This window comes from Rossellomorea sp. LjRoot5 (assembly GCF_964253455.1).
In the GTDB taxonomy this organism is placed as follows: Bacteria; Bacillota; Bacilli; order Bacillales; family Bacillaceae_B; genus Rossellomorea.
Genome location: NZ_CAXUQN020000001.1, coordinates 4320001 through 4346202, shown reverse-complemented (window position 1 = coordinate 4346202; position 26202 = coordinate 4320001). Strand labels below are relative to the sequence as shown.

Annotated in this window: 43 protein-coding genes (1 of these 43 only partly in view); 42 read left to right on the top strand and 1 reads right to left on the bottom strand. The window is 42.2% G+C overall.

Features of this window, described 5'->3' with window-relative positions:
- Positions 1-26 precede the first annotated feature (26 nt).
- The 41 genes from tuf to ACSQ2E_RS22085 all read left to right on the top strand — a co-directional run bounded on the left by tuf (position 27) and on the right by ACSQ2E_RS22085 (position 24767).
- Entirely contained in the window at positions 27-1217 is a 1191-nt protein-coding gene (gene tuf / locus ACSQ2E_RS22285; RefSeq protein ID WP_034765989.1) for an elongation factor Tu, read from the top strand.
- 1097 nt (positions 1218-2314) lie between these two features.
- Positions 2315-2623, top strand: coding sequence for a 30S ribosomal protein S10 (rpsJ, locus tag ACSQ2E_RS22280; RefSeq protein WP_034676072.1), 309 nt, complete (start codon positions 2315-2317; stop codon positions 2621-2623).
- A 35-nt stretch (positions 2624-2658) separates the two neighbouring features.
- Positions 2659-3288 (top strand): 50S ribosomal protein L3, encoded by a 630-nt coding sequence (gene rplC, locus ACSQ2E_RS22275; protein ID WP_060674124.1) that lies wholly within the window; start codon positions 2659-2661, stop codon positions 3286-3288.
- 30 nt (positions 3289-3318) lie between these two features.
- Positions 3319-3942: a 50S ribosomal protein L4 gene (rplD, locus tag ACSQ2E_RS22270; protein WP_034765984.1), complete on the top strand. Its 624-nt coding sequence runs from the start codon at positions 3319-3321 to the stop codon at positions 3940-3942.
- Entirely contained in the window at positions 3942-4226 is a 285-nt protein-coding gene (gene rplW / locus ACSQ2E_RS22265) for a 50S ribosomal protein L23 (protein WP_034765982.1), read from the top strand. Before rplD ends, rplW begins: the two co-directional genes overlap by 1 nt.
- A 31-nt stretch (positions 4227-4257) precedes the next feature.
- A complete protein-coding gene (gene rplB / locus ACSQ2E_RS22260; protein ID WP_060674122.1) occupies positions 4258-5088 on the top strand; it encodes a 50S ribosomal protein L2 in 831 nt (276 codons plus the stop codon).
- Between the two features lie 60 nt (positions 5089-5148).
- Positions 5149-5427: a 30S ribosomal protein S19 gene (gene rpsS, locus ACSQ2E_RS22255; RefSeq protein WP_060674120.1), complete on the top strand. Its 279-nt coding sequence runs from the start codon at positions 5149-5151 to the stop codon at positions 5425-5427.
- A 19-nt stretch (positions 5428-5446) separates the two neighbouring features.
- Positions 5447-5788, top strand: coding sequence for a 50S ribosomal protein L22 (gene rplV, locus ACSQ2E_RS22250; protein WP_034765976.1), 342 nt, complete (start codon positions 5447-5449; stop codon positions 5786-5788).
- 3 nt (positions 5789-5791) lie between these two features.
- Entirely contained in the window at positions 5792-6448 is a 657-nt protein-coding gene (rpsC, locus tag ACSQ2E_RS22245; RefSeq protein WP_060674118.1) for a 30S ribosomal protein S3, read from the top strand.
- 2 nt (positions 6449-6450) lie between these two features.
- A complete protein-coding gene (gene rplP, locus ACSQ2E_RS22240; RefSeq protein WP_060674116.1) occupies positions 6451-6885 on the top strand; it encodes a 50S ribosomal protein L16 in 435 nt (144 codons plus the stop codon).
- Positions 6875-7078 (top strand): 50S ribosomal protein L29, encoded by a 204-nt coding sequence (gene rpmC, locus ACSQ2E_RS22235; RefSeq protein ID WP_060674114.1) that lies wholly within the window; start codon positions 6875-6877, stop codon positions 7076-7078. Before rplP ends, rpmC begins: the two co-directional genes overlap by 11 nt.
- Positions 7079-7098: 20 nt before the next feature.
- The gene (gene rpsQ, locus ACSQ2E_RS22230) at positions 7099-7362 is read left to right on the top strand and encodes a 30S ribosomal protein S17 (protein ID WP_032085279.1); all 264 of its coding nucleotides are present in this window, start codon (positions 7099-7101) and stop codon (positions 7360-7362) included.
- Between the two features lie 44 nt (positions 7363-7406).
- Entirely contained in the window at positions 7407-7775 is a 369-nt protein-coding gene (rplN, locus tag ACSQ2E_RS22225) for a 50S ribosomal protein L14 (protein WP_060674112.1), read from the top strand.
- 39 nt (positions 7776-7814) lie between these two features.
- Complete coding sequence (gene rplX, locus ACSQ2E_RS22220) at positions 7815-8126, top strand: 50S ribosomal protein L24 (RefSeq protein ID WP_034765969.1); 312 nt, start codon at positions 7815-7817, stop codon at positions 8124-8126.
- A gap of 26 nt (positions 8127-8152) precedes the next feature.
- A complete protein-coding gene (rplE, locus tag ACSQ2E_RS22215; RefSeq protein ID WP_060674110.1) occupies positions 8153-8692 on the top strand; it encodes a 50S ribosomal protein L5 in 540 nt (179 codons plus the stop codon).
- 24 nt (positions 8693-8716) lie between these two features.
- A complete protein-coding gene (locus ACSQ2E_RS22210) occupies positions 8717-8902 on the top strand; it encodes a type Z 30S ribosomal protein S14 (RefSeq protein ID WP_010191505.1) in 186 nt (61 codons plus the stop codon).
- Positions 8903-8932: 30 nt separating this feature from the next.
- Positions 8933-9331: a 30S ribosomal protein S8 gene (rpsH, locus tag ACSQ2E_RS22205; protein WP_060674108.1), complete on the top strand. Its 399-nt coding sequence runs from the start codon at positions 8933-8935 to the stop codon at positions 9329-9331.
- Between the two features lie 30 nt (positions 9332-9361).
- Positions 9362-9901, top strand: coding sequence for a 50S ribosomal protein L6 (gene rplF, locus ACSQ2E_RS22200; RefSeq protein ID WP_435994206.1), 540 nt, complete (start codon positions 9362-9364; stop codon positions 9899-9901).
- Between the two features lie 33 nt (positions 9902-9934).
- Positions 9935-10297: a 50S ribosomal protein L18 gene (gene rplR, locus ACSQ2E_RS22195; protein ID WP_201716422.1), complete on the top strand. Its 363-nt coding sequence runs from the start codon at positions 9935-9937 to the stop codon at positions 10295-10297.
- Between the two features lie 23 nt (positions 10298-10320).
- A complete protein-coding gene (gene rpsE / locus ACSQ2E_RS22190; protein ID WP_060674103.1) occupies positions 10321-10821 on the top strand; it encodes a 30S ribosomal protein S5 in 501 nt (166 codons plus the stop codon).
- A 13-nt stretch (positions 10822-10834) separates the two neighbouring features.
- On the top strand, positions 10835-11017 hold the full coding sequence (rpmD, locus tag ACSQ2E_RS22185) for a 50S ribosomal protein L30 (protein WP_044340532.1): 183 nt from the start codon (positions 10835-10837) through the stop codon (positions 11015-11017).
- A 32-nt stretch (positions 11018-11049) separates the two neighbouring features.
- The gene (gene rplO, locus ACSQ2E_RS22180; protein ID WP_060674101.1) at positions 11050-11490 is read left to right on the top strand and encodes a 50S ribosomal protein L15; all 441 of its coding nucleotides are present in this window, start codon (positions 11050-11052) and stop codon (positions 11488-11490) included.
- Positions 11490-12782: a preprotein translocase subunit SecY gene (secY, locus tag ACSQ2E_RS22175; protein WP_435994202.1), complete on the top strand. Its 1293-nt coding sequence runs from the start codon at positions 11490-11492 to the stop codon at positions 12780-12782. The genes rplO and secY overlap by 1 nt, the downstream gene beginning before the upstream one ends.
- Positions 12783-12843: 61 nt before the next feature.
- A complete protein-coding gene (locus tag ACSQ2E_RS22170) occupies positions 12844-13497 on the top strand; it encodes an adenylate kinase (RefSeq protein WP_435994200.1) in 654 nt (217 codons plus the stop codon).
- Positions 13494-14240 carry a type I methionyl aminopeptidase gene (map, locus tag ACSQ2E_RS22165; protein WP_034765949.1) on the top strand — a complete coding sequence of 249 codons (747 nt, stop codon included), beginning with the start codon at positions 13494-13496 and terminating at the stop codon, positions 14238-14240. The genes ACSQ2E_RS22170 and map overlap by 4 nt, the downstream gene beginning before the upstream one ends.
- Before the next feature lie 15 nt (positions 14241-14255).
- Positions 14256-14579, top strand: coding sequence for a KOW domain-containing RNA-binding protein (locus tag ACSQ2E_RS22160; protein ID WP_034765947.1), 324 nt, complete (start codon positions 14256-14258; stop codon positions 14577-14579).
- A complete protein-coding gene (gene infA, locus ACSQ2E_RS22155; protein WP_034765945.1) occupies positions 14572-14790 on the top strand; it encodes a translation initiation factor IF-1 in 219 nt (72 codons plus the stop codon). The genes ACSQ2E_RS22160 and infA overlap by 8 nt, the downstream gene beginning before the upstream one ends.
- Positions 14791-14828: 38 nt before the next feature.
- Positions 14829-14942, top strand: a complete 114-nt coding sequence (rpmJ, locus tag ACSQ2E_RS22150) for a 50S ribosomal protein L36 (RefSeq protein ID WP_435994197.1) — start codon at positions 14829-14831, stop codon at positions 14940-14942.
- Positions 14943-14966: 24 nt separating this feature from the next.
- Positions 14967-15332: a 30S ribosomal protein S13 gene (gene rpsM / locus ACSQ2E_RS22145; RefSeq protein ID WP_034765943.1), complete on the top strand. Its 366-nt coding sequence runs from the start codon at positions 14967-14969 to the stop codon at positions 15330-15332.
- A 25-nt stretch (positions 15333-15357) separates the two neighbouring features.
- Positions 15358-15747, top strand: coding sequence for a 30S ribosomal protein S11 (gene rpsK / locus ACSQ2E_RS22140; RefSeq protein ID WP_032085294.1), 390 nt, complete (start codon positions 15358-15360; stop codon positions 15745-15747).
- Between the two features lie 170 nt (positions 15748-15917).
- Positions 15918-16862: a DNA-directed RNA polymerase subunit alpha gene (locus tag ACSQ2E_RS22135; protein ID WP_034765941.1), complete on the top strand. Its 945-nt coding sequence runs from the start codon at positions 15918-15920 to the stop codon at positions 16860-16862.
- A 46-nt stretch (positions 16863-16908) separates the two neighbouring features.
- Positions 16909-17271 (top strand): 50S ribosomal protein L17, encoded by a 363-nt coding sequence (gene rplQ, locus ACSQ2E_RS22130; RefSeq protein ID WP_064091234.1) that lies wholly within the window; start codon positions 16909-16911, stop codon positions 17269-17271.
- A 280-nt stretch (positions 17272-17551) separates the two neighbouring features.
- Complete coding sequence (locus ACSQ2E_RS22125) at positions 17552-18388, top strand: energy-coupling factor ABC transporter ATP-binding protein (RefSeq protein ID WP_435994194.1); 837 nt, start codon at positions 17552-17554, stop codon at positions 18386-18388.
- On the top strand, positions 18364-19233 hold the full coding sequence (locus ACSQ2E_RS22120; protein ID WP_435994192.1) for an energy-coupling factor ABC transporter ATP-binding protein: 870 nt from the start codon (positions 18364-18366) through the stop codon (positions 19231-19233). Before ACSQ2E_RS22125 ends, ACSQ2E_RS22120 begins: the two co-directional genes overlap by 25 nt.
- Complete coding sequence (locus ACSQ2E_RS22115) at positions 19230-20027, top strand: energy-coupling factor transporter transmembrane component T family protein (RefSeq protein WP_435994190.1); 798 nt, start codon at positions 19230-19232, stop codon at positions 20025-20027. The genes ACSQ2E_RS22120 and ACSQ2E_RS22115 overlap by 4 nt, the downstream gene beginning before the upstream one ends.
- 14 nt (positions 20028-20041) lie before the next feature.
- Positions 20042-20794: a tRNA pseudouridine(38-40) synthase TruA gene (gene truA, locus ACSQ2E_RS22110; protein WP_435994188.1), complete on the top strand. Its 753-nt coding sequence runs from the start codon at positions 20042-20044 to the stop codon at positions 20792-20794.
- 450 nt (positions 20795-21244) lie between these two features.
- Positions 21245-21682 carry a 50S ribosomal protein L13 gene (gene rplM / locus ACSQ2E_RS22105; RefSeq protein WP_098438503.1) on the top strand — a complete coding sequence of 146 codons (438 nt, stop codon included), beginning with the start codon at positions 21245-21247 and terminating at the stop codon, positions 21680-21682.
- A gap of 22 nt (positions 21683-21704) precedes the next feature.
- On the top strand, positions 21705-22097 hold the full coding sequence (gene rpsI, locus ACSQ2E_RS22100) for a 30S ribosomal protein S9 (RefSeq protein ID WP_060674087.1): 393 nt from the start codon (positions 21705-21707) through the stop codon (positions 22095-22097).
- A gap of 236 nt (positions 22098-22333) precedes the next feature.
- Complete coding sequence (locus ACSQ2E_RS22095; protein WP_435994185.1) at positions 22334-22780, top strand: DUF2521 family protein; 447 nt, start codon at positions 22334-22336, stop codon at positions 22778-22780.
- Positions 22781-22871: 91 nt separating this feature from the next.
- Entirely contained in the window at positions 22872-23594 is a 723-nt protein-coding gene (gene cwlD, locus ACSQ2E_RS22090) for an N-acetylmuramoyl-L-alanine amidase CwlD (RefSeq protein ID WP_435994183.1), read from the top strand.
- A 123-nt stretch (positions 23595-23717) separates the two neighbouring features.
- Positions 23718-24767 carry a P-loop NTPase gene (locus tag ACSQ2E_RS22085; protein WP_435994181.1) on the top strand — a complete coding sequence of 350 codons (1050 nt, stop codon included), beginning with the start codon at positions 23718-23720 and terminating at the stop codon, positions 24765-24767.
- Positions 24768-24846: 79 nt separating this feature from the next.
- On the opposite strand, the gene gerD is transcribed toward ACSQ2E_RS22085, so the two are convergent.
- The gene (gene gerD / locus ACSQ2E_RS22080) at positions 24847-25491 is read right to left on the bottom strand and encodes a spore germination lipoprotein GerD (RefSeq protein WP_435994179.1); all 645 of its coding nucleotides are present in this window, start codon (positions 25489-25491) and stop codon (positions 24847-24849) included.
- Positions 25492-25639: 148 nt separating this feature from the next.
- Here gerD and ACSQ2E_RS22075 point away from each other — a divergent pair, with 148 nt between their 5' ends.
- Positions 25640-26202 carry the 5' portion of a KinB-signaling pathway activation protein gene (locus ACSQ2E_RS22075; protein ID WP_435994177.1) on the top strand. It continues 73 nt past the right edge of the window, so only the first 563 of its 636 coding nucleotides appear in the window; it begins with the start codon at positions 25640-25642; its stop codon lies off the right edge, out of view.

The window sequence follows — 26202 nt, the reverse complement described above, 5'->3', positions numbered from 1 at the left end:
CTTTAAAATCAAAGGAGGATTTTCAAATGGGTAAGGAAAAATTTGATCGTTCCAAGCAACATGCGAATATCGGTACAATCGGTCACGTTGACCATGGTAAAACAACTCTAACAGCTGCAATCACAACTACACTTCACAAGAAGTATGGTCGTGGAACTGCAATGGCATATGACCAAATCGACGGTGCTCCAGAAGAAAGAGAACGTGGAATCACAATCTCTACTGCGCACGTTGAGTACGAAACTGATACTCGTCACTATGCACACGTTGACTGCCCAGGACATGCTGACTATGTTAAGAACATGATCACTGGTGCTGCACAAATGGATGGTGGGATCCTAGTAGTTTCTGCTGCTGACGGCCCAATGCCACAAACTCGTGAACACATCCTTCTTTCTCGTCAAGTAGGTGTTCCATACCTAGTTGTATTCATGAACAAATGTGACATGGTAGACGACGAAGAACTACTTGAATTAGTAGAAATGGAAGTTCGTGACCTTCTTTCTGAGTACGATTTCCCTGGCGATGACGTACCAGTAATCAAAGGTTCTGCTCTTAAAGCTCTTGAAGGAGATGCTGAGTGGGAAGCGAAAATCTTCGAACTTATGGAAGCTGTAGATAGCTACATCCCAACTCCAGAGCGTGACACTGATAAGCCATTCATGATGCCTGTTGAGGATGTATTCTCAATCACAGGTCGTGGTACAGTTGCTACTGGTCGTGTTGAGCGTGGACAAGTTAAAGTTGGAGACACTATCGACATCATCGGTCTTTCTGAAGAACCAAAATCTACTACTGTAACAGGTGTAGAAATGTTCCGTAAGCTTCTTGACTATGCTGAAGCTGGAGACAACATCGGTGCACTACTTCGTGGTGTAGCTCGTGAAGATATCCAACGTGGACAAGTACTTGCTAAGCCAGGTACAATCACTCCACACACAAAGTTCAAAGCAGAAGTTTATGTTCTTTCTAAAGAAGAAGGTGGACGTCACACTCCATTCTTCACTAACTACCGCCCACAGTTCTACTTCCGTACAACTGACGTAACTGGTATCTGTAACCTTCCTGAAGGTGTAGAAATGGTTATGCCTGGCGATAACATCGAAATGACTGTTGAGCTTATCGCTCCAATCGCTATCGAAGAAGGTACTAAGTTCTCTATCCGTGAGGGTGGACGTACTGTAGGTGCTGGAGTAGTAGCTACAATCACTGAGTAATCTTTGATATCAAAAACAGATGGACATCTTGTCCATCTGTTTTTTTTTGTGTTCATTTTTGGAATGGGAAGATACCGCCTCTGACAAAATGATTTAGATCTGTTCCACAAGACTAAAAAGAATCATTGTTTAATGCCGCTGTTGATTTCCGTGCAAGACTCCGCTTTCCTCGGGCGAAAGGCGAGCCTCCTCGTCGCTGACGCTCCTGCGGGGTCTCACCTATTTCGCTTTTCCCGAAGGAGTCTCCGTCTTGCCCTCCAATCAACAGCTAGAGACTACAAAATATTAATTATCTTCATTATAGTTAATAATAAAAGACCGAACTAACTTGAATTTGATCAAAGATCAATGAATATATTTTCGACTTTCTTCTATATATACTGTATTCTACTGCACACATGGCTACTATTATTTTATAAAAGGTCTTAGCGCTTTAATAACTCGATTTTTTAATATACATTCTTAGGACCTTTAACCTCTACACCAATATAAACAAAACCCATTGTTGATTGCAACGGAAGGCAGCTCGACTCCTGCGGGAAATGTGGGATAGGTACGAAAAGCGGAGGCGGCTTGGTCAGGCCCGACAAGCATAAGGCGAATCAACCGGAAAGGCGTTCTTTGCCTTTTTGGTTGATTTGACTTATGACCTCGAGGGACTAGCCGCCGGAGCTGGATCTTGAGACCCCGCAGGGCGAAGCCCGAGGAGGCTCACCGCCAGCCCCGCGGAAAGCGAGCCTGCAGTGGAAATCAACAGGCACACACTCATGAACATGTATATAGGTAAATCCAAATTGCAAGGTATTATTGCAGCAAAAAGTTATGTATTGGTCGTTATATTAAATATTGTGAAAATACCACATAACCTTGAAAATATCCCCGTTCGTTTGTATAATAGAGAAAGTGTGCAAAACATAAAGAAATTGCAAGAAACCCTTGCTTCTTCTAGGTGTTTTAGTTATAATAGACAATGTTGGTCTTTGACTGCGATGAAACAGAAGGTTGCTGACACACACGGCCGCTTTGCCATGGCGAGTGTGTGGGAAATTTCTGTGGAGAATGTCTATTCAAAAATAGGCGATAAAGGAGGGAAAATAATGGCAAAACAAAAGATTCGTATCCGTTTAAAGGCTTATGATCACAGGATTCTTGATCAATCAGCTGAGAAAATTGTTGAAACAGCAAAACGTTCTGGTGCGGCGGTTTCAGGACCGATCCCACTACCGACTGAAAAGTCTATTTATACAATTTTACGTGCTGTGCACAAATACAAAGATTCTCGTGAGCAATTCGAAATGCGTACTCACAAACGCTTAATCGACATTGTAAACCCAACACCTCAAACAGTTGATGCGCTTATGCGTTTAGACTTACCATCAGGTGTAGATATCGAAATCAAACTTTAATTCATAAAAACCATAATAATTAGGAGGTGTGACTTATGACCAAAGGAATCTTAGGAAGAAAGATTGGTATGACTCAAGTTTTTGCTGAAAACGGTGATCTTATCCCTGTAACTGTTATCGAAGCTGCTCAAAACGTGGTACTTCAAAAGAAATCTACAGACGTTGATGGCTACGAAGCTATCCAAGTAGGTTTTGAAGACAAACGTGAAAAGCTTTCTAACAAACCAGAGAGAGGCCACGTTGCTAAAGCTGAAACTGCTCCTAAGCGCTTCATCCGTGAAATCCGCGGTGTAAACGTAGAAGAGTACGAAGTTGGTCAAGAAGTCAAAGTTGATATTTTCGCTGCAGGCGAAATCGTAGATGTAACAGGAGTTTCAAAAGGTAAAGGTTTCCAAGGTGCTATCAAGCGTCATAACCAATCACGCGGACCTATGTCCCATGGTTCTCGTTACCACCGTCGTCCCGGTTCAATGGGTCCTGTTGATCCAAACCGTGTATTCAAAGGTAAATTACTACCTGGACGTATGGGCGGAGAGCAAATTACAATTCAAAACCTTGAAATTGTAAAAGTTGATGCTGAACGTAACCTGATCTTAGTCAAAGGTAATGTACCTGGACCTAAGAAACAACTGATCAAAGTAAAGTCAGCTATTAAAGCAAACTAATAGAACTTTTCAAGAAAGGAGGAAACAAGAATGCCGAAAGTAGCATTATTTAACCAAAGCGGTTCTAAAGTTGGTGATATTGAACTTAATGACACTGTTTTTGGTATTGAACCAAACACACATGTGATGACTGAAGCAGTATTGATGCAAAGAGCGTCTTTACGTCAAGGTAATCACAAAGTAAAAAATCGTTCTGAAGTACGTGGCGGTGGGCGTAAGCCTTGGCGTCAAAAAGGAACAGGTCGTGCTCGTCAAGGGTCAATCCGTTCTCCACAATGGCGCGGTGGTGGTACTGTATTTGGACCGGTTCCACGCAGCTACAGCTACAAACTTCCTAAGAAAGTTCGTCGCTTAGCGATTAAATCTGCACTATCTTCTAAAGTAGTAGAAGAAAACATCTTAGTATTAGAAGCATTATCATTCGATGCTCCTAAAACAAAAGAATTTGCTAGCGTCCTAAAGGGTCTTTCTGTTGATTCTAAAACATTAGTAATCACTGACGGTCTTGACGAAAACGTAGCACTTTCAGCTCGTAACATCCCTGGTGTAACGGTTGTCACTGCAGAAGGAATTAGTGTTCTGGATGTATTAGGACATGACAAACTAGTGATGACTAAATCAGCTGTTGAAAAAGTAGAGGAGGTGCTCGCATAATGGATGTACGTGAAATCATTAAGCGCCCCGTAATTACAGAGGCTTCAACTGATCTTATGTCTGAGAAAAAGTATACTTTCGAAGTTGATACTAGAGCCAACAAAACTCAAGTAAAAGACGCCGTTCAAGCAATCTTTGACGTGAAAGTAGATAAAGTAAACATCATGAACTACAAAGGTAAGTTCAAACGCATGGGTAAACACGCTGGTTACACTAACAAGCGTCGTAAAGCTATCGTTAAGCTTACTGCTGACAGTAAAGAAATCGAATTCTTTGAAGTATAAAATTCTTTAATTAAGAAGAGGAGGGAAAAACATGGCGATTAAAAAGTATAAACCTACCTCTAATGGTCGTCGCGGCATGACTAGTTCTGATTTCGCTGAAATCACGACTGATTCTCCGGAAAAGTCACTTTTAGCACCCCTACACAAAAAGGGTGGCCGTAACAACCAAGGTAAGTTAACAGTTCGTCATCAAGGTGGCGGTCATAAGCGCCAATACCGTATCATCGATTTCAAACGTGAAAAAGATGGTATACCTGGACGCGTTGCTACGATCGAATACGATCCAAACCGCTCAGCTAATATTGCACTAATCAACTACGCTGATGGAGAAAAACGTTACATTCTAGCACCTAAAACACTTGTTGTAGGTATGGAAGTAATGTCTGGACCAGAAGCAGATATCAAAGTAGGTAATGCATTACCACTTATCAACATCCCAGTTGGTACAATCGTACACAATATTGAACTTAAACCAGGTAAGGGTGGTCAGTTAGTTCGTTCTGCTGGTACATCTGCTCAAGTACTTGGTAAAGAAGGTAAATATGTACTTGTACGTTTGAACTCTGGTGAAACTCGTATGATTCTTTCTGCTTGTCGTGCTACTATAGGTCAAGTTGGAAATGAACAACACGAACTTATCAACATTGGTAAAGCCGGTCGTTCTCGTTGGTTAGGTAAACGCCCAACAGTTCGTGGTTCTGTCATGAACCCTAACGATCACCCACACGGTGGTGGTGAAGGTCGCGCTCCAATCGGACGTAAATCACCAATGTCTCCATGGGGTAAACCTACTCTTGGATACAAGACACGTAAGAAAAACAACAAATCTGATAAATTTATTGTGCGTCGTCGCAAAAAATAACGGGATTGTACTACGGTTCCTGAAAAGAGCCGTAGATCAGTCACGAAGGGAGGTTCAAACATGGGTCGCAGCTTAAAAAAAGGACCTTTTGTTGATGATCATTTAATGAATAAGGTTGAGAAATTGAACGAAACTGAAGGCAAACAAGTTGTTAAAACTTGGTCTCGTCGCTCAACAATCTTCCCAGCATTCATCGGTCACACTATCGCAGTTTACGATGGTCGTAAACATGTACCTGTATACGTCACTGAAGACATGGTAGGACACAAGCTTGGTGAATTCGCGCCATCTCGTACTTACAAAGGTCATGCAAGTGATGATAAGAAAACAAGACGCTAATTGAGAGGAGGGTATCCTAATGCAAGCAAAAGCTGTTGCAAGAACAGTACGTATTGCTCCTCGTAAAGTACGTTTAGTCGTTGATCTAATCCGAGGTAAGCAAGTTGGAGAAGCGGTTGCTATTTTAAAGCATACACCTAAAGCTGCTTCACCAGTAATCGAAAAAGTACTTAAGTCTGCTATTGCGAACGCAGAGCACAACTTTGACATGGATATTAATAGCCTAGTGGTAACTGAGGCTTATGTAAATGAAGGACCAACACTTAAACGTTTCCGTCCTCGTGCGATGGGACGTGCAAGTCAAATTAACAAACGTACAAGTCACATTACACTTGTCGTATCAGAAAAGAAGGAGGGATAAGCTGTGGGTCAAAAAGTACATCCGGTCGGACTTCGTGTCGGAATAATCCGTGATTGGGAATCTAAATGGTACGCAGATAAAGATTACGCTAATCTATTACACGAAGACATTAAAGTACGTGAATATATTGCAAAACGTTTAGTTGACGCTTCTGTTTCTAAAGTAGAAATCGAACGCGCAGCAAATCGTATTAACATTACTGTTCATACAGCTAAACCTGGTATGGTTATCGGTAAAGGTGGTACAGAAGTTGAAGCACTTCGTAAAGCATTAAACGAACTTACTTCAAAACGTGTACACATCAACATCGTTGAAATCAAAAGAGCTGACGTTGATGCTAAACTAGTAGCTGAAAACATCGCTCGCCAATTAGAAAATCGTGTTTCTTTCCGTCGTGCTCAGAAACAATCGCTACAACGTGCGATGCGTGCCGGTGCAAAAGGAATCAAAACACAAGTATCTGGTCGTTTAGGCGGAGCAGATATCGCTCGTTCAGAACATTACAGTGAAGGTACTGTTCCACTTCATACTCTACGCGCTGACATTGACTATGCTCATGCAGAAGCTGATACAACTTATGGTAAGCTTGGCGTTAAAGTATGGATCTATCGTGGAGAAGTTCTTCCTACAAGAAAGAAATCTGAGGAAGGAGGCAAATAATTATGTTATTACCTAAACGCGTTAAACATCGTCGCGAACACCGCGGAAAAATGCGTGGACGTGCTAAAGGCGGTCAAGAAGTAGCGTTCGGTGAATACGGTTTACAAGCAGTTGAAGCTTCTTGGATCACAAACCGTCAAATCGAAGCATCTCGTATCGCTATGACTCGTTACATGAAACGTGGCGGTAAAGTATGGATTAAAATCTTCCCTCATAAACCTTACACTGCAAAACCTTTAGAAGTACGTATGGGTTCAGGTAAAGGTGCTCCAGAAGGTTGGGTAGCAGTAGTTAAGCCTGGAAAAATCATGTTTGAAATCGCTGGTGTTTCTGAAGAGGTAGCTCGTGAAGCGCTTCGTCTAGCATCACATAAACTTCCAATCAAAACGAAGTTTGTAAAACGTGAGGAAATTGGTGGTGAATCAAATGAAAAGTAATGAAATTCGTGACCTAACCACTGCTGAAATTGAACAAAAAGTAAAGACTCTGAAAGAAGAGTTATTTAACCTTCGCTTCCAACTTGCGACTGGACAATTAGAAAATACAGCTCGCATCCGTGAAGTCCGCAAAGGGATCGCTCGTATGAAAACTGTAATCCGTGAAAGAGAGATCGGGGTTAACAATCGATAAATGAGAGGAGGTTTGCTTAAATGAGTGACCGCAACCAACGTAAGGTATACACTGGCCGTGTTGTTTCCGACAAAATGGATAAAACAGTAACGGTTATGGTAGAAACTTATAAAAAGCATTCTCTATACGGCAAGCGCGTTAAGTACTCTAAGAAGTTTAAAACTCATGATGAGAACAACGAAGCAAAAGTAGGCGATATCGTACGTATCATGGAGACTCGTCCACTATCTGCTACAAAACGTTTCCGTTTAGTAGAAGTTGTTGAAAAAGCAGTTATTATCTAATATATTTGTTCGGATATTTTATATTCCGAAGGGAGGTTACCTACATGATTCAACAAGAATCACGTTTAAAAGTTGCTGACAACTCTGGTGCTCGTGAAGTATTAACTATTAAAGTGCTTGGTGGTTCTGGACGCAAGACGGCTAACATCGGTGATGTTATCGTGTGTACAGTAAAACAAGCAACACCAGGTGGCGTTGTTAAAAAAGGTGACGTAGTCAGAGCAGTTGTTGTACGTACTAAATCTGGTGTACGTCGTCAAGACGGTACTTACATTAAGTTCGACGAGAACGCTTGTGTCATTATCCGTGACGATAAGGGACCACGTGGAACTCGTATCTTCGGACCTGTTGCCCGTGAACTGCGTGACAGCAACTTTATGAAAATTGTATCTTTAGCTCCAGAAGTTCTTTAATAGATATTAGCATTGGGCCATTCAAGGAGGTGCGATGAAATGCATGTAAAAAAAGGCGATAAAGTAATGGTCATTACTGGGAAAGACAAAGGTAAGACAGGTGTTGTTCTTGCTTCATTCCCAAAGAAAGACCGAGTGCTAGTTGAAGGAATCAACGTTGTAAAAAAACACGCTAAACCTTCACAGATGAATCCGCAAGGCGGAATCATCAGCCAGGAAGCATCTATCCATGTATCAAATGTTATGCTTCTAGATCCGAAATCTAACGAGCCAACTCGTGTAGGTTATAAGACAGAAGACGGCAAAAAAGTACGTGTAGCAAAAAAATCAGGTGAAGTTCTAGATAAATAGTACGATTAAGAAGGGAGGTATTCTGAATGAACCGCCTAAAAGAAAAATTCCAACAAGAAATCAGTCCAGCTCTAGTTAGCAAATTCAATTACAAATCAGTAATGGAAGTACCTAAAGTTGAAAAGATCGTTGTCAACATGGGTGTTGGCGATGCTGTTTCAAACTCAAAAGCTCTTGATGTAGCTGTTGATGAATTAACTCAAATTACTGGTCAAAAGCCAGTTGTAACAAAAGCTAAAAAATCTATCGCAGGCTTCCGTCTTCGTGAAGGTATGCCAATCGGTGCAAAAGTTACTCTTCGCGGAGAGCGTATGTACCAATTCTTAGATAAATTAATTTCTGTTTCACTTCCACGTGTACGTGACTTCCGCGGTGTTTCTAAAAAAGCATTCGACGGTCGCGGTAACTATACATTAGGAGTAAAAGAGCAATTGATTTTCCCTGAGATTGATTATGATAAAGTGTCTAAAGCACGCGGTATGGATATCGTAATCGTAACAACTGCGAACACAGACGAAGAAGCTCGTGAATTGTTGACACAAATCGGAATGCCATTCCAAAAGTAATCGCTATATAAGGGAGGCGAAAATGTGGCTAAAAAATCTATGATTGCGAAACAAAAACGCACGCCAAAGCATAATGTTCAAGCGTATACTCGTTGCGAACGTTGCGGACGTCCTCATTCAGTTATCCGTAAATTCAAGCTTTGCCGTATTTGTTTCCGTGAACTTGCATACAAGGGTCAGATTCCTGGCGTTAAGAAAGCTAGTTGGTAATACCCCATATTGGGAAGGAGGTAAATTATTATGACAATGACAGATCCAATTGCAGATTTGCTAACTCGCATCCGTAATGCGAACATGGTTCGTCACGAAAGATTAGAAGTTCCTGCTTCTAACATCAAGAAAGAAATTGCAGAAATCCTCAAACGTGAAGGTTTCGTACGTGACGTAGAATATGTAGAAGATAACAAGCAAGGTGTTATCCGCATTTTCTTGAAATATGGAGCAAACAACGAACGTGTAATTACTGGATTAAAGCGTATCTCTAAACCTGGTTTACGTGTATATGCTAAATCTACAGAGGTACCTAGAGTGCTAAACGGTTTAGGTATCGCGCTTGTTTCTACTTCTACAGGTGTGTTAACTGATAAAGAAGCTCGTGCTCAACAAGTAGGCGGAGAAGTACTAGCTTACGTTTGGTAATATTTTTTATATGAATGGAGGTGCAACAGGATGTCACGTGTAGGAAAACTACCAGTAGAAATTCCATCTGACGTTACTCTAACAATTGCTGAAGATAACACAGTAACTGTAAAAGGACCTAAAGGGGAACTTTCTCGTACATTCAATTCTGATATTAAAGTTGAATTAGAAGGAAATGTAGCAACAGTTACTCGTCCTTCTGATGCAAAAGAACACCGCGCGTTACACGGTACAACTCGTGCCCTAATCGCGAACATGGTTGAAGGTGTATCTAAAGGATTCCAAAGAAATCTTGAGCTAGTCGGTGTAGGTTACCGTGCTCAAAAACAAGGTACTAAGCTTATCCTTAATGTTGGTTACTCTCACCCAGTTGAGATTGAACCAGAACAAGGTATCGAGATCGAAGTACCGGCTAATACAAAGATATCTATCAAAGGTATCGACAAAGAACGTGTTGGAGCATTAGCTGCTAACATTCGTGCTGTACGCTCTCCTGAGCCTTACAAAGGAAAAGGTATTCGCTACGAAGGTGAATATGTTCGTCGTAAAGAAGGTAAAACAGGTAAATAATGCCGCGTAGGCAACAGAAAGGAGTGACCGTAGGTGATTACTAAGCCAGATAAGAACAAAACACGTAAGAAGAGACATGCTCGTGTCCGTTCAAAGATTACTGGAACTGAAACTCGTCCTCGTTTGAACGTTTTCCGTTCTAACAAAAATATCTACGCTCAACTTATCGATGATATGAATGGTGTTACTCTAGTTAGTGCATCTTCTCAAGATAAAGATTTCAATCTAGACTCATCTGCTACTGCTGATGCAGCAGCTAAAGTTGGAGAACTAGTTGCGAAACGTGCAGTAGAAAAAGGATTAAAATCCGTAGTATTTGACCGTGGTGGATATTTATATCATGGCCGTATCAAAGCTTTAGCTGAAGCAGCTCGTGAAAACGGCTTAGAATTTTAATAAAAAAAGGAGGGACAATCCAGATGCGTCGTATTGATCCAAGCAAACTAGAATTTGAAGAACGCGTAGTTACAATCAATCGTGTTGCGAAAGTTGTTAAAGGTGGACGTCGTTTCCGTTTCGCTGCTCTTGTAGTAGTGGGCGACAAAAACGGCCACGTTGGTTTCGGAACGGGTAAAGCTCAAGAGGTACCTGAAGCAATCCGTAAAGCGATTGAAGATGCGAAGAAAAATCTAATTGAAGTTCCTATGGTTGAAGGTACAACACCTCACCTAGTAACTGGACGATTTGGTGCTGGTCAAATTCTGATCAAACCTGCTTCTGCGGGTACAGGAATTATTGCTGGTGGACCTGTTCGTGCCGTACTTGAATTAGCTGGTGTTCAAGATATCCTATCTAAGTCTTTAGGATCTAACACTCCAATTAACATGGTTCGCGCAACAATCGAAGGTTTAAAACAATTAAAGACCGCTGAAGACGTTGCAAAATTACGTGGTAAATCAGTAGAAGAGATTTTAGGATAAGGGAGGGATAACGATGGCTAACAAACTAGAAATTACCCTCACTCGCAGTACAATTGGTCGTCCTCAAGATCAACGCAAAACGGTTGAAGCTTTAGGGCTTCGCAAAATGCACCAAACAGTTGAGCAACAAGATAATGCTGCTATCCGCGGTATGATCAACAAAGTGGCTCACCTTGTTACAGTAACTGAAAAATAATTTTTAACGCTTAAAAAAAAGGAGGTGCCGACATGAAATTACATGAGTTAAAGCCTACAGAAGGTTCACGTAAAGTCCGCAATCGTGTAGGACGTGGTATTGGTTCAGGTAATGGAAAGACTTCTGGTAAAGGTCATAAAGGACAAAACGCCCGTTCAGGTGGCGGAACTCGTCCTGGCTTTGAGGGTGGTCAAACACCATTGTTCCAACGTCTACCTAAACGTGGATTCACGAACATCAATCGTAAAGAATATGCAATCGTCAATCTTGACGTATTGAATCGCTTCGAAGATGGTACAGAAGTTACTCCAGCTCTACTTGTAGAATCTGGTGTAGTGAGTAACGAAAAAGCAGGAATTAAGATTCTTGGTAAAGGTTCAATCGAGAAAAAGCTTACAGTAAAAGCACACAAATTCTCAACCACTGCTAAAGAAGCTATCGAAGCTGCTGGCGGTACATCCGAGGTGATCTAATGTTTCAAGCTGTCTCCAATTTTATGCGCGTGGGTGATATAAGAAACAAAATTATCTTCACCCTTCTAATGTTAATAGTCTTTCGTCTTGGTACCTTTATTCCTGTACCAAGCGTAGACGCTAATGTATTGAAAATGCAAGACCAGGCAGGGATCCTTGGATTCCTGAATACATTTGGTGGCGGTGCGTTAAAGAACTTCTCCATTTTTGCGATGGGAATCATGCCTTATATCACGGCTTCGATCATCGTGCAGCTCCTGCAAATGGATGTTGTACCGAAGTTTACTGAGTGGTCTAAGCAAGGTGAAGTCGGGCGCCGTAAATTAGCTCAGTTCACACGTTATTTCACTATCATTCTTGGATTCATCCAGGCTTTGGGAATGTCCTACGGCTTTAATAGAATTTACGGTGGAATGCTTATCCAAAACCCCGGAGTCAGTACGTACCTACTAATTGCTTTAGTTCTAACAGCTGGTACGGCTTTTCTTATGTGGCTGGGTGAACAAATCACGGCTAAAGGTGTTGGGAATGGCATTTCGATCCTGATCTTTGCAGGTATCGTTGCTGCGATCCCTAACACTGTAAACCAAATCTATGCTCAACAAATTGAGGGAGCAGGCGAACAGCTCTTCCTTCGTATTGTGGTTCTTGCACTTCTTGTTTTAGCAGTTATTGCAATCGTGGTTGGTGTCGTGTTTATCCAACAAGCACTTCGTAAGATTCCGATTCAATATGCAAAACGTTTAGTGGGGCGTAGTCCGGTTGGTGGACAATCAACACATCTACCATTAAAGGTGAATGCTGCGGGTGTTATTCCAGTTATCTTTGCGATTTCTTTTATCATCACTCCACAGACCATTTCATCCTTTTTTGGAGATAATGATGTGACCAGTACTATCCAGTACATCTTTGATTACACCAAACCAGTTGGTATGATCATCTATGTAGCTCTGATCGTTGCCTTTACGTATTTCTATGCTTTCATTCAAGTGAATCCAGAACAAATGGCTGAAAACTTGAAGAAGCAAGGTGGATATATCCCTGGTATTCGTCCAGGTAAAACCACACAAGAGTATCTCACTCGCGTTCTGTATCGTCTAACATTTGTCGGGGCCATTTTCTTAGCTGTTATTTCAGTCCTACCGGTTTTCTTCATTAACTTTGCAGGATTACCTCCTGCAGCTCAAATTGGTGGAACAAGCCTACTGATCGTAGTAGGGGTTGCACTTGAGACTATGAAGCAACTAGAGGCACAGTTAGTGAAACGTCACTACAAAGGATTTATTAAATAAGAGGGTTTTCGGGAACAACTTGTTCCTGAAACCATTTTATAGACAATTAGGGGGAGTACGAGTGAATATAGTTCTTATGGGCTTACCAGGCGCAGGAAAAGGCACTCAAGCTGAAAAAATCGTAGATAAATATGGTATCCCCCATATCTCTACAGGCGATATGTTCCGTGCAGCTATCAAAGAAGGTACTGAACTAGGCTTGAAGGCTAAATCATTCATGGATAATGGCGATCTTGTTCCTGATGAAGTGACAATCGGTATCGTCCGTGAACGGTTAAGCAAAGAGGACTGTGAAAAAGGCTTCTTACTGGATGGGTTTCCAAGAACGGTTGCTCAGGCAGAAGCACTTGAAAACATCCTAGCTGATCTTGGTAAGAAAATGAATTATGTCATTAATATAAATGTAGATAAGGACATCCTGATGGAGCGCTTGACAGGTCGCAGGATCTGTAAAGAGTGCGGCGCTACTTATCATCTTGTCTTTAATCCGCCAACAGAAGAGGGTGTTTGTGATCGCTGCAGTGGCGAGTTATATCAACGCGCAGATGATAACGAAGAAACGGTTCAAAACCGTTTGGACGTAAACATCAAACAAACCCAACCACTATTGGCTTACTACGAAGATAAAGGCTATCTGAAAAACATTGACGGTCAACAAGACATCCATAGAGTGTTTGATGACATTGATGAACTACTTGGAGGCCTTTCAAAATGATCATTTCTAAAACTCCGAGAGAGATTGAGATTATGCGGCATGCTGGTAAGATTGTTGCATTGACTCATGCGGAATTGCAAAAGTATATTTCTCCGGGAATATCGACGAAGGAATTGGATGCAATTGCTGAAAAATTCATTCGTAAACATGATGCAATTCCATCTTTTAAAGGGTATAATGGGTTTCGTGGCAGCATCTGTGCTTCAGTCAACAATGAGTTGGTACATGGAATTCCAGGCGATCGGGTATTGAAAGATGGCGATATTATCAGCATCGATATCGGTGCTAAATATAATGGTTATCACGGTGACTCAGCTTGGACATATCCAGTTGGAACAATAGATGATGAAACCCGGAAGCTTCTTGATGTAACAGAAGAATCGTTATTTCTGGGACTTAAAGAAGCGAAACCAGGCGAGCGTCTGTCGAATATCTCTCATAGTATACAAACTTTTGTTGAGGCTAACGGCTTTTCAATCGTTCGGGAGTATGTAGGACACGGAGTTGGTCAAGACTTACATGAGGACCCGCAAATCCCTCATTATGGACCACCCAACAAAGGTCCGCGTTTAAAGCCTGGCATGGTACTGGCTATTGAACCAATGGTTAATGCAGGAAGTCGATATGTTAGAACGTTATCAGATAACTGGACAGTCGTCACAGTAGATGATAAAATGTGTGCGCACTTTGAACACACCATAGCAATTACTGAAGACGGCTATGAGATATTGACGAAAGCCTAAGTGAAGGTGATTGGATTGATCGAGTCAGAATCAACGGTTCCGAGGATAGGCCAGATTGTTCAAACCCTAAAAGGGAGAGAGACTGGAAGCTACTCGGTCGTTATTCAGCAGTTGGATGAACGTTTTGTACTGATAGCAGATGGGGATAGACGAAAGTTCGATCGCGCCAAGCGAAAGAACATCGCTCATCTTCACTTGTGTGACTATGTTTCTCCAGAAGTTCAAAACAGTATTATAGAATCAGGCAGAGTAACGAACGGTAAACTGCGTTATGCTGTTTCAAAGTTTGTTAACGAAGTATTAAATGATGAGAAGAAGGGAGACATGTTCGATGGCTAAGGATGATGTAATTGAAGTTGAAGGTAAGGTCGCCGAGACTTTGCCCAATGCGATGTTTAAGGTAGAATTAGAAAATGGTCATACAGTACTGGCACATGTTTCAGGAAAGATCCGTATGCATTTCATTCGTATCCTACCTGGAGACAAGGTAACAGTGGAATTATCACCGTATGACTTAACTCGTGGTAGAATCACTTATCGTTATAAATAATCTATTGCACTCCGTACTATTAAGGAGGTTAGAATAAGATGAAAGTTAGACCATCTGTTAAAGCAATCTGCGAAAAATGTAAAGTTATTCGTAGAAAAGGTAAAGTCATGGTTATCTGTGAAAACCCTAAACACAAACAAAAACAAGGCTAATCTTAAAGGAGGTGCGCTATCACTATGGCACGTATTGCTGGTGTAGACATTCCACGTGACAAACGTGTTGTCATTTCATTAACATACATCTACGGTATTGGTAAAAATACTGCTGCGAAAATCTTATCTGAAGCTGGTGTATCTGAGGATACTCGCGTTCGCGATCTAACTGACGACGAACTAGGAAAGATTCGTGATATCGTTGATAAATTAAAAGTAGAAGGTGATCTTCGTCGTGAAGTATCACTAAACATCAAACGTCTTATGGAAATCGGTTCATACCGCGGTCTTCGTCACCGTCGTGGACTACCTGTTCGTGGACAACATACGAAGAACAATGCTCGTACACGTAAAGGTCCTCGTAAGACTGTAGCTAACAAGAAAAAATAATAGGTAAAGGAGGTTACTTCTTAGTATGGCACGTAAAACAAATACTCGTAAACGTCGTGTGAAAAAGAATATCGAAGCTGGTATTGCACACATTCGTTCTACATTCAATAACACAATCGTAACTATTACTGATGTTCACGGAAATGCTGTTGCATGGTCAAGTGCTGGTTCACTAGGATTCAGAGGTTCTCGTAAATCCACTCCATTCGCAGCTCAAATGGCAGCTGAAACTGCAGCTAAAGCTTCTCAGGAACACGGTTTAAAAACTCTTGAAGTAACAGTTAAAGGTCCTGGTGCTGGTCGTGAAGCAGCTATCCGTGCTCTTCAAGCAGCAGGTCTAGAAGTTACTGCAATCAGAGACGTTACTCCAGTTCCACATAATGGATGCCGTCCACCAAAACGTCGCCGCGTTTAATTTTCTGTATAAATTTTGTATCGTTGTCTATAATGGGATATGATACAAGATATGTTCATTCAGAAAAGTAACCAGTTGTTGGTGCACAATAGGGAACGTAAACATGGGGAATTTCGGACTTTATATTATTTAGCCCGGAGTTTCGACGTTTTGAAGGAGGGTAAATATTAATGATCGAAATTGAAAAGCCAAAAATTGAAACGGTTGAGATCAGCGATGATGCCACATATGGAAAGTTCGTCGTAGAACCACTTGAGCGTGGATATGGTACAACTTTGGGTAACTCCTTACGTCGTATCCTACTATCGTCACTCCCAGGTGCTGCTGTCACATCTATTCAAATAGATGGAGTACTGCATGAGTTTTCAACAATTGAAGGCGTCGTAGAGGATGTCACATCCATCATTTTGAATATCAAAAAATTAGCGTTGAAGATCTACTCTGATGAAGAAAAGACGCTAGAAATTGATGTACAGGGCGAAGGAGTCGTAACGGCTGCAGATATTACTCATGATAGTGATGTTGAAGTGTTAAATCCTGATTTACACATCGCAACGTTATCCAAGAGTGGTCACTTCCGAGTACGTTTAAGTGCATCCCGTGGTCGTGGGTACAGACCAGCAGACCAAAACAAACGTGAGGATCTTCCTATTGGCGTGATCCCAATCGATTCTATTTACACTCCAGTTTCACGCGTTAACTATCAAATAGAAAATACTCGTGTTGGTCAAATGACGAATTACGATAAACTTTCTCTTGATGTATGGACTGATGGAAGTATTGGACCGAAAGAAGCGATTTCTTTAGGTGCTAAGATTCTGACAGAACACTTAAATATTTTCGTTGGCCTTACAGATGAAGCGCAGAATGCTGAAATCATGGTAGAAAAAGAAGAAGACCAAAAAGAAAAAGTTCTTGAGATGACTATCGAAGAATTGGATCTTTCTGTTCGTTCTTATAACTGCCTGAAGCGTGCTGGAATCAATACTGTTCAAGAGCTTGCTAACAAGACTGAAGAAGATATGATGAAAGTGCGTAACCTAGGACGTAAATCCCTTGAAGAGGTTAAAGTTAAACTTGAAGACCTTGGACTTGGATTACGTAAAGACGACTGATAACATCTTCTTTCATATATAGATTCAACAAAGGAGGGAACCCTTAATGGCTTACAGAAAGTTAGGACGTACCAGTGCTCAACGTAAAGCAATGCTACGTGATTTAGCTACAGACCTAATCATTAACGAGCGCATCGAAACAACTGAAACTCGTGCGAAAGAGCTTCGTTCAGTTGTGGAAAAAATGATCACACTAGGTAAACGTGGTGACATTCACGCGCGTCGTCAAGCTGGTGCATTCATTCGTAAAGAAATTGCAAACGCTGAAAACAACCAAGATGCTTTACAAAAGTTATTCTCTGACATCGCTCCTCGTTACACAGAGCGTCAAGGCGGATATACTCGCATTATGAAGGTTGGTCCTCGCCGTGGTGACGGTGCTCCAATGGCAATCATCGAATTAGTTTAATAATTCGTGACTTCTAACATTAAGGGCGGGACAGTTAATCCTTAACTGCTTCTTTGCCCTTTTTGTATAAGTGCATGTGATGAAAAGCAGAGCGTTACGATGAGCAGCGCTGTCTGACTCGTCTAGCTCGTGCACCCCTTCCAACTTCTATGTTCATAGAAGCTGTTCAATGGATGAACAAGAAAAGATGTTCTTTTCTTTGGTCGGGGTGCAGGCTTTTTTTTATATGTAAAGGTTTTAGCAGAGCTTTAGTAAGGATAGCGTAGAGGAGGTTACAGCATTGAAGGAAATCATTAAAGTGGACGATGTGCACTTCAGATACCCTGATCAGAATACTTATGCCCTTAAAGGCATCAGCCTGACGGTCAATCAAGGTGAATGGCTCGCGATCGTCGGACATAACGGATCCGGTAAATCCACCCTTGCCAAGATGTTGAATGGGCTTCATTTCCCCGAGAAGGGACTAGTGACGGTGGATGGGATCACTCTTGAGGAAAGGTCCATCTGGGACATCCGTTCAAAGCTGGGTATGGTTTTTCAGAATCCCGATAATCAATTTGTTGGTGCTACAGTAGAGGATGATGTGGCTTTTGGGTTAGAAAACCATGGGGTACCTTATGAATCGATGGTACAGAGAGTCAATGATGCTTTAAAAAGTGTCCATATGGAAGATTTTCTTGATCAAGAGCCGCACCATTTATCAGGGGGTCAAAAGCAGCGTGTAGCGATTGCAGGGGTTGTAGCCCTGCAGCCATCTATCATCATCTTGGATGAGGCGACATCCATGCTTGACCCAAAGGGAAGACAGGAAGTTCTTGAAACAGTCAGAAAGCTAAAAGAAGAAGAGAACCTGACGGTGATCTCCATCACCCATGACCTGGAAGAAGCAACGAAGGCAGATCGTATGATTGTCTTGAATCAAGGCAGTGTCTTTAAGGAAGGGATGCCGGAAGATATTTTCCTATTAGAGGATGAACTCATAAAGCTTGGCTTGGATTCCCCTTTTACCATCAAGCTTGCCGGGGCACTGAAGGAAGCAGGGATTCCCCTGTCTAAAACATACTTTACAGAAGAAGAGTTGGTGGATGAATTATGCAGATCACATTTCAACAGGTAGAATACCGATATTCATTCAACACTCCATTCGAAAAACTTGCCCTTCAAGATATTAACCTTTCGATTCCAACGGGTCAGTTTCTCGCGGTGATCGGTCACACCGGTTCAGGCAAGTCTACATTGTTGCAGCATCTCAATGGATTATTGAAGCCTACAGAAGGACTTGTGCAAGTAGGCGAGCACGAAATCAAGGCAAAGGAAAAGGCAAAGAATTTAAAGCCTGTCAGACAGAAGGTAGGGATCGTCTTTCAATTTCCTGAGCATCAACTGTTTGAAGAAACCGTCCTTAAAGATATTTGTTATGGTCCGATGAACTTTGGTGTATCCGAGGAAGAGGCGATACAAAGAGCGAAAGAGTTGATTGTAAAGGTTGGTTTGCCTCTGGATGTACTGCAGAAATCCCCATTTGATCTTTCAGGCGGACAAATGAGACGTGTCGCCATTGCGGGTGTGTTGGCGATGAATCCAGAGGTCATTGTCCTGGACGAGCCTACAGCAGGACTCGACCCAAGAGGGCAGAGGGAGATCATGGACATGTTCTATGCCCTTCATAAGGAAAAAGGATTGACCACCATTCTCGTCACTCATAGCATGGAAGACGCTGCTCACTATGCAGAAGAGATCGTCATCATGCAAAAGGGCCGTTTAAAACAAAAAGGAACCCCTGCAGAAATCTTCTCACAGACGGACGAACTGTTTGAGATGGGATTGGACGTACCGGATGTGGTCCGGTTCCAATATCAATTTGAAAAAAAGACCGGAAAGAAACTTCCGAAGACGTGTCTGACAATAGACGAATTGGCTTCAGCCATCCGTGCAATCCGAGACGGAGGTGAAGGACTATGATGGAAAAAATGATCTTCGGCCGCTATGTACCGGCCAAATCCATTCTCCACCAAATGGACCCCAGGGCAAAACTTTTATTTATTTTCGGATTTATATGTGTCGTCTTTCTGGCCAATAATGCTATAACATACGCACTGCTCGGTCTTTTTACGTTTAGCGCACTCATACTATCCAACCTTTCCATCCGTTTTATCATCGGAGGATTGAAGCCGATTCTATGGCTGATTTTGTTTACGTTTTTCTTACATGTGTTTTTTACAAAGGAAGGTACCGTCATTTTGGACCTGGGTATCTTGTCGGTTCACGAAGAAGGGCTAAGACAGGGGATTTTTATATCATTACGATTCTTTTATCTAATCCTTGTTACTTCATTATTAACGCTCACGACCTCTCCCATAACGATCACGGACGGGCTTGAAACACTTTTGAACCCATTGAAGAAAGTTAAATTCCCTGTACATGAACTGGCACTCATGATGTCGATTTCCCTGCGGTTTATTCCAACCCTGATGGAGGAAACCGATAAAATCATGAAGGCACAGATTGCAAGGGGGGCAGAGTTTTCATCAGGTCCTATCAAAGATCGGATCAAAGCCATCATCCCACTGTTGATCCCTCTCTTCGTCAGTGCATTTAAACGTGCCGAAGACCTGGCAACAGCCATGGAAGCAAGAGGGTATCAAGGAGGGGAGGGCAGGACGAAATACCGCCTGTTATCCTGGCATAAGAAGGATACGGGAGCGTTAATCGTTCTAGCCCTCCTCACAACGGTATTAATTATTTTCAGAGGATAACGGGAGTGTCACGTATGCAGAGAGTGAAGTGTACCATCGCCTATGATGGAACGTATTTTCATGGTTACCAGGTCCAACCGAATCAACGTACTGTCCAGGGACTGATAGAAAGCATCTTGTCCACTATCCATAAAGGTGGTTCTGTCCGGATCAGCGGGTCTGGCCGGACCGACGCAGGCGTCCATGCAAACGGTCAGGTCTTTCATTTTGACACCCCTTTAACCATTCCAGAAGAGAAATGGCCGATCGTGTTGAATACAAGGTTACCGGATGAAGTGACCGTGAAAGAAGCCGTGTTTGTATCAACAGACTTTCATTCGCGGTTTTCCGTGGAGCAGAAAGAATACCGTTACAGAATCTATACAGGGGAATCCAGAAGTCCGTTCAACCGACATTTTGCCCTTCACTATCCCCATACGCTTTCTGTACTTGATATGGAGCGTGCTGCCCGGCACCTGATCGGGGAGCACGACTTCACAAGCTTTTGCTCAGCGAAAACGGAAGTCGAAGACAAAGTAAGAACCATTCACCGTATTGAAATTCAGGAACACGAAGAAGAAATCATTTTCTCTTTTGTGGGGAACGGATTTCTATACAATATGGTGAGGATATTGGTCGGTACTTTGTTAGAGGTGGGTACTGGGGATGTTCCTGTGGATGAGATACCTGGAATACTGGAAGCGCGGGATCGTAACCGTGCAGGAAAGACCGCCCCGCCCCATGGGTTATATCTGTGGAAAGTGTATTATGGATCTGATGAAATTTAGAGGGCGTTTAGCATTTTGAAAGAGGGTATAGTAAAGCACCCTTTTGTTGATTGGAGCGGAAGGTGCTCGACTCCTGCGGGAAACGCTGGACAGTACGACCTCGAGGGGCTTGCCGCCGTAGCTGGACAGGTGAGACCCCACAGGGCTTTAGCCCGAGGAGGATCACCGCCAGCCCCGCGGAAAGCGAGCACCTGCAGCGGAAATCAACGACGACTATCTACCTGAGGAATAACAGTTTTTCCAATGAAAAGCTTGAACATGTATTATAAATGATAATCATGATTCAAAAAAAATACTAAAACAACTAATCCTGGTGTAACATTCTCTTGACAATAGACTGGGAACAAGATAATATAGCATATGGTATGTTATTAACCCCACGATAAGCCCCGGAAACTTATTGTGATTAGAAAATAAATACTACGGATTCATTAAATAGGAGGTTAAATCATGCGTACAACGTATATGGCAAAAGCCAATCAAATCGATCGTAAATGGTTCGTTGTAGATGCTGAAGGTAAAACTCTTGGACGTCTATCCAGTGAAGTTGCTTCAATTCTACGCGGAAAACACAAACCAACATTCACACCACATGTTGACACTGGTGATCATGTAATCATTCTTAATGCTTCAAAAATTGAACTTACTGGGAAGAAGTTAACGGACAAGATCTACTACCGTCACACTAATCACCCTGGTGGTTTAAAACAACGTACAGCATTAGAAATGCGTACAAACTACTCAGAGAAAATGCTTGAGCTTACTATCAAAGGTATGCTTCCAAAAGGTTCTCTAGGTCGTCAAATGTTCAAGAAATTACATGTATATGCTGGAGCAGAGCATAAGCATCAAGCACAACAACCTGAAGTTTACGAACTTCGTGGATAATTAATAAGAGGAGGTTATTATCTTGGCTCAAGTTCAATATTACGGAACTGGTCGTCGTAAGAGCTCAGTAGCTCGTGTACGTTTAGTACCAGGTAACGGAAACATTGTTATCAATGATCGTGAAGTAGAAGTTTATATCCCATTCGCAGCACTAAGAGAAGTAATTAAGCAACCACTAGTTGCAACTGAAACTCTTGGTAACTATGACGTTTTAGTAAACGTTAATGGTGGAGGCTATGCTGGTCAAGCTGGTGCGATCCGTCACGGAATCGCTCGTGCTTTACTACAAGCAGACCCTGAATACCGTGGATCTCTAAAACGCGCTGGATTATTAACTCGTGACTCTCGTATGAAAGAGCGTAAAAAATACGGTCTTAAAGGTGCACGTCGCGCGCCACAATTCTCTAAGCGTTAATTATTATTTCACACAAAAGCCCAGCCGATTCTGTCGGCTGGGCTTTTTTTATTTGGGTTTTTAGGGACGGACCTCCAATTTCACTTCAATTTTCAAACTGAATCCCTTTATACCAAGGAATTTCTCTTTGTTATAGAGTGGATATGGAGGTCCGTCCCTCAAAGAAAATTGGTAACAGTTACTCGAATGAAGTGGTGGGTTAAGTAGGAAAATACGTTCAAAGGGGTGAATGATTGTTGAACGTTATTACAACTTTCAATACAAAGAGAAGAGAGAAGCAGATCAAGACGGAAAGAACGTTACTGAAAGAAATTTCAATTAAGATGCTGCAGGAGAGTGTCCGGCGGCATTTTGGATATATAAAGATTCAAGGCGGCGTATTTATGCAACAGGGATTTGATGAAGCTTGTTTTGATGTAGCCATAGAAGCTTATCTCCTTGGGGGGAAGATCAGCAAATTCGGGTACTCAGGTGAAGATACCGAATTAGTGAAAAAGCGTTGTGAGGAAGAATTGAAGCATTTTATTGATACCCTATATAATTTTTGGCTGTACTGGTCTGAGATGGGTGTGTCGAATGAAGTAGATGAGTCCTTTTATTTCTGCTGTGAACACTTTGTGGAAACATGGTGGTCAGAAGGATACGAAAAAGGCATTAAGCGTCACAAATTACGGTTGCATTAATTTCAGTTCTAAAACCCATTCTTGTCCCATATTTTTTAGTAAAGGCAGCGGGGCTTCTTCCGTCGCCAAGACTTGAAATAGGAGGACTGGGATGGTTCAGAAACTGAAGGTTATCGGGATAATTTCTGCACTGGCTATTTTATTATTCATCATCCAATATAAAATATTAGACAAAGATACATGGGATTCGTGGAATCTCCCCTTATCAGGAAAAATCATCTATATAGATCCGGGACATGGTGGACCGGACGGCGGGGCGGGAGATCAGAATGCACTTGAGAAGGACATCGCATTAAATGTCTCGCTGATGATAAGGGATTATCTTCAGGAACAAGGTGCCCTAGTGATTCTGACGCGTGAGAAGGATGAAGATCTTGCCGATGAAGACACGAGAGGATACAGCCGAAGAAAAGTGGAAGATCTTAAGAAAAGACTCAGCTTGATCAATGAATCCCAAGTGGACATGTTTCTTAGCATCCACTTGAATTCCATTCCATCTGCGAAATGGAGCGGTGCCCAAACCTTCTACAATCCAAAGTATGAAGAAAACAAAGCACTCGCCAAAGCGATCCAAGCAGAACTGACACGAAACTTGGAAAACACGACCCGGGAAGCAAAGGGTCTGCAAAATGTCTATATCCTGAAACATGCTAAAAAGTCCGGAGCCCTCGTGGAAATCGGTTTCCTCTCAAACCCTGGAGAACGTGCCAACCTCCTTAAAGAGGATTACCAGCAAAAGATTGCTGCTTCCGTCTACCAGGGGGTACTGAACTATCTGACCATGGATGACAAAGAAAAAGCTGACGAGGAATAACCTCTCAGCTTTTTTATTATTCAACAAAAGCATTCAAAACCTTTAGAGCATTCATTCAACTGAGAATATGTTATACTGAAAACAGATGATTGAAAACGAATACATAGAAAAGGGTGGTTATTCATGTTATCGGAACAACAAACACGCGAACTTTTATTTGGATTAAAAGATCCTTTTTTAAATAAAACCTTACAAGAAACAAATGGTGTTGTAGAGATCTCCGTTAAAGAAGAAAAAAACCATGTCAGTGTGAAAATTGCCATCGCCAAAACGGGTACAGGGGAGCAAATGCAATTTCAACAGCAGATTGTACAAGTATTAAAGGAGAATGGAGCGGAATCTGTCGGGATCCGTTTCACAGAGCTTCCGGAAGAGGAGCTTGAAAAGCATAGAGGTGCAGGTGGAGAAGGAACGGACCTGTTATCCCCTGCAAGTAAGACGACCTTTATTGCAATTGCCAGCGGAAAAGGCGGCGTAGGAAAGTCAACGGTTTCGGTTAACCTTGCCGTCTCACTTGCCCGACAAGGCAAAAAGGTGGGGCTTGTGGATGCCGATATTTACGGATTCAGCGTTCCCGATATGATGGGGATCGTGAAGAGGCCGGTCGTACGCGGGGAAAGAATTATTCCAGTAGAACGATTCGGCGTGAAGGTCATCTCCATGGGATTCTTCGTAGAGGATAATGCCCCTGTTATTTGGAGAGGGCCGATGCTTGGTAAGATGCTGAATAACTTCTTCTCAGAAGTCGAGTGGGGCGAATTGGATTATTTACTGCTGGACCTGCCGCCGGGGACAGGGGACGTTGCTCTTGATCTTCATACGATGCTTCCGCATTGTAAAGAAATCATCGTGACGACACCTCATCCGACAGCAGCTTTCGTAGCAGCCCGTGCAGGAGCCATGGCCCTTCAAACTGACCATGACATCCTTGGTGTGGTAGAAAACATGTCTTACTTTGAAAGCAAACTGACAGGTGAAAAGGAATTCGTATTCGGTCAGGGCGGTGGAGAGAAGCTTACAGAAGAGCTCCGTACCGATTTACTTGGCAAGCTTCCACTTCAGCAACCGGACTGGAATGAAGCGGATTTTGCCCCTTCCATTTATGCAGAGGATCATCGACTGGGTCAGATATATGGAGAGATCGCTCACAAAGTAATTGAGAAGTTATCTTAAATAAACAAAATGGACCAATGCTGAAATATGCATTGGTCCATTTTGATATCATTAGGCAAGACTAACTTTAAAAACAGAACTATTGGCCTCCGCCTCCGCTGCCTGTACCACCCGAGTCACCGGAACCACCCTGGTTACCACCGGAGGATTCACTGCTGTTGCCTTCACTTTTTCCGCCATCTTTGATTTCCCCTGCAGCCTTCAATAAAACGTCCTGCAGCTTCGCCTTGAATAATGGGCTTTGGAAGGTCTCCGTAATCACCTTTTGCAGATGCTCTTTGTATTCCTGGCTCTTTAATACTTCTGTGAGCTCTTTCTTAAATTCCGGATCCTTTAAGAGGTCCATCATCATTCCTTGGTACTCAGGGTCCTTCATGAGGTCCTTGAGCAGTTTTTCATTGCCATCCTTCATGCTTTTTGCCATGGCTTCAGCAAACTTCGGATCTTCAAAGGATTTCTTCCAGAATTCTGTTCCCTTTTCGGATGTGAGGGTTTTGGATATCGTATCGGTTACAACACCCTGATCCATAATAAGCTCAGCCTTCATTTTTTCATCAGACATGACTTGTTGGATGGCTTTTTTACCATCATCAGTCTTTAATATATCAACAACCATCTTCTTGGTTTCTTCATAATCCATTTTGCCACTGCCTGTATCCCCGCCACCGCCACAAGCGGATAGAAGAAGAAGGGGCAATAGAAAAAGAAAGGAATATCTTTTCATGGGTAGGCTCCTTCCATACAAATTCCCTTACCCTTAATATGAGAAATATCGAAAAAAATATGCACAGGTAAAATTGGAACCTGGATTTTTTAAACATGCGTTGGTACAATCAAGTGAGTGTATATTTTTTATTTGGAGGAAAATAGAAGTGACCATCCGAAATTGGATTCGTTTATTTATTCATACGTTAGTAATTGGTGGAGCCGTAACAGGTGTGGCCGCCCTTATCATAAGATGGGATCAGTTCGGACCATACTTTCAGGACGGTAACGTGATTGGGATATTATCGAGTTTACTTTGGTTCATATTTGTAGGGTTTACTTTTAGTGTCATCAGTCAAATGGGCTATTTCGCTTACTTAACCATCCATCAATTCGGGATGGGTATGTTCAAGAGCTTATGGAACCCAGTTCAACTGGTGCTGATCGCCCTAGTCCTGTTCGATTTGATTTACTTCCGATTCAGAGCCTTCGCTGTAGAAGGAGAGTCGTATACGCCTTATATACTACTCGGGATCGGGATCTTTGTGGTGGGTCTTGTGGTTGCTTATATCAAGAATCAACAATCAGAAGCAAAAACCAACACATTTGTATCAGCCCTATTCTTTATGATCGTCGTGACGACACTTGAATGGCTTCCAGTATTACTGGTGAATTCAGTGAAATGGCTGTATCTTATGCTGCTCGCCCTTCTTGCCTGTAACGCATTCCA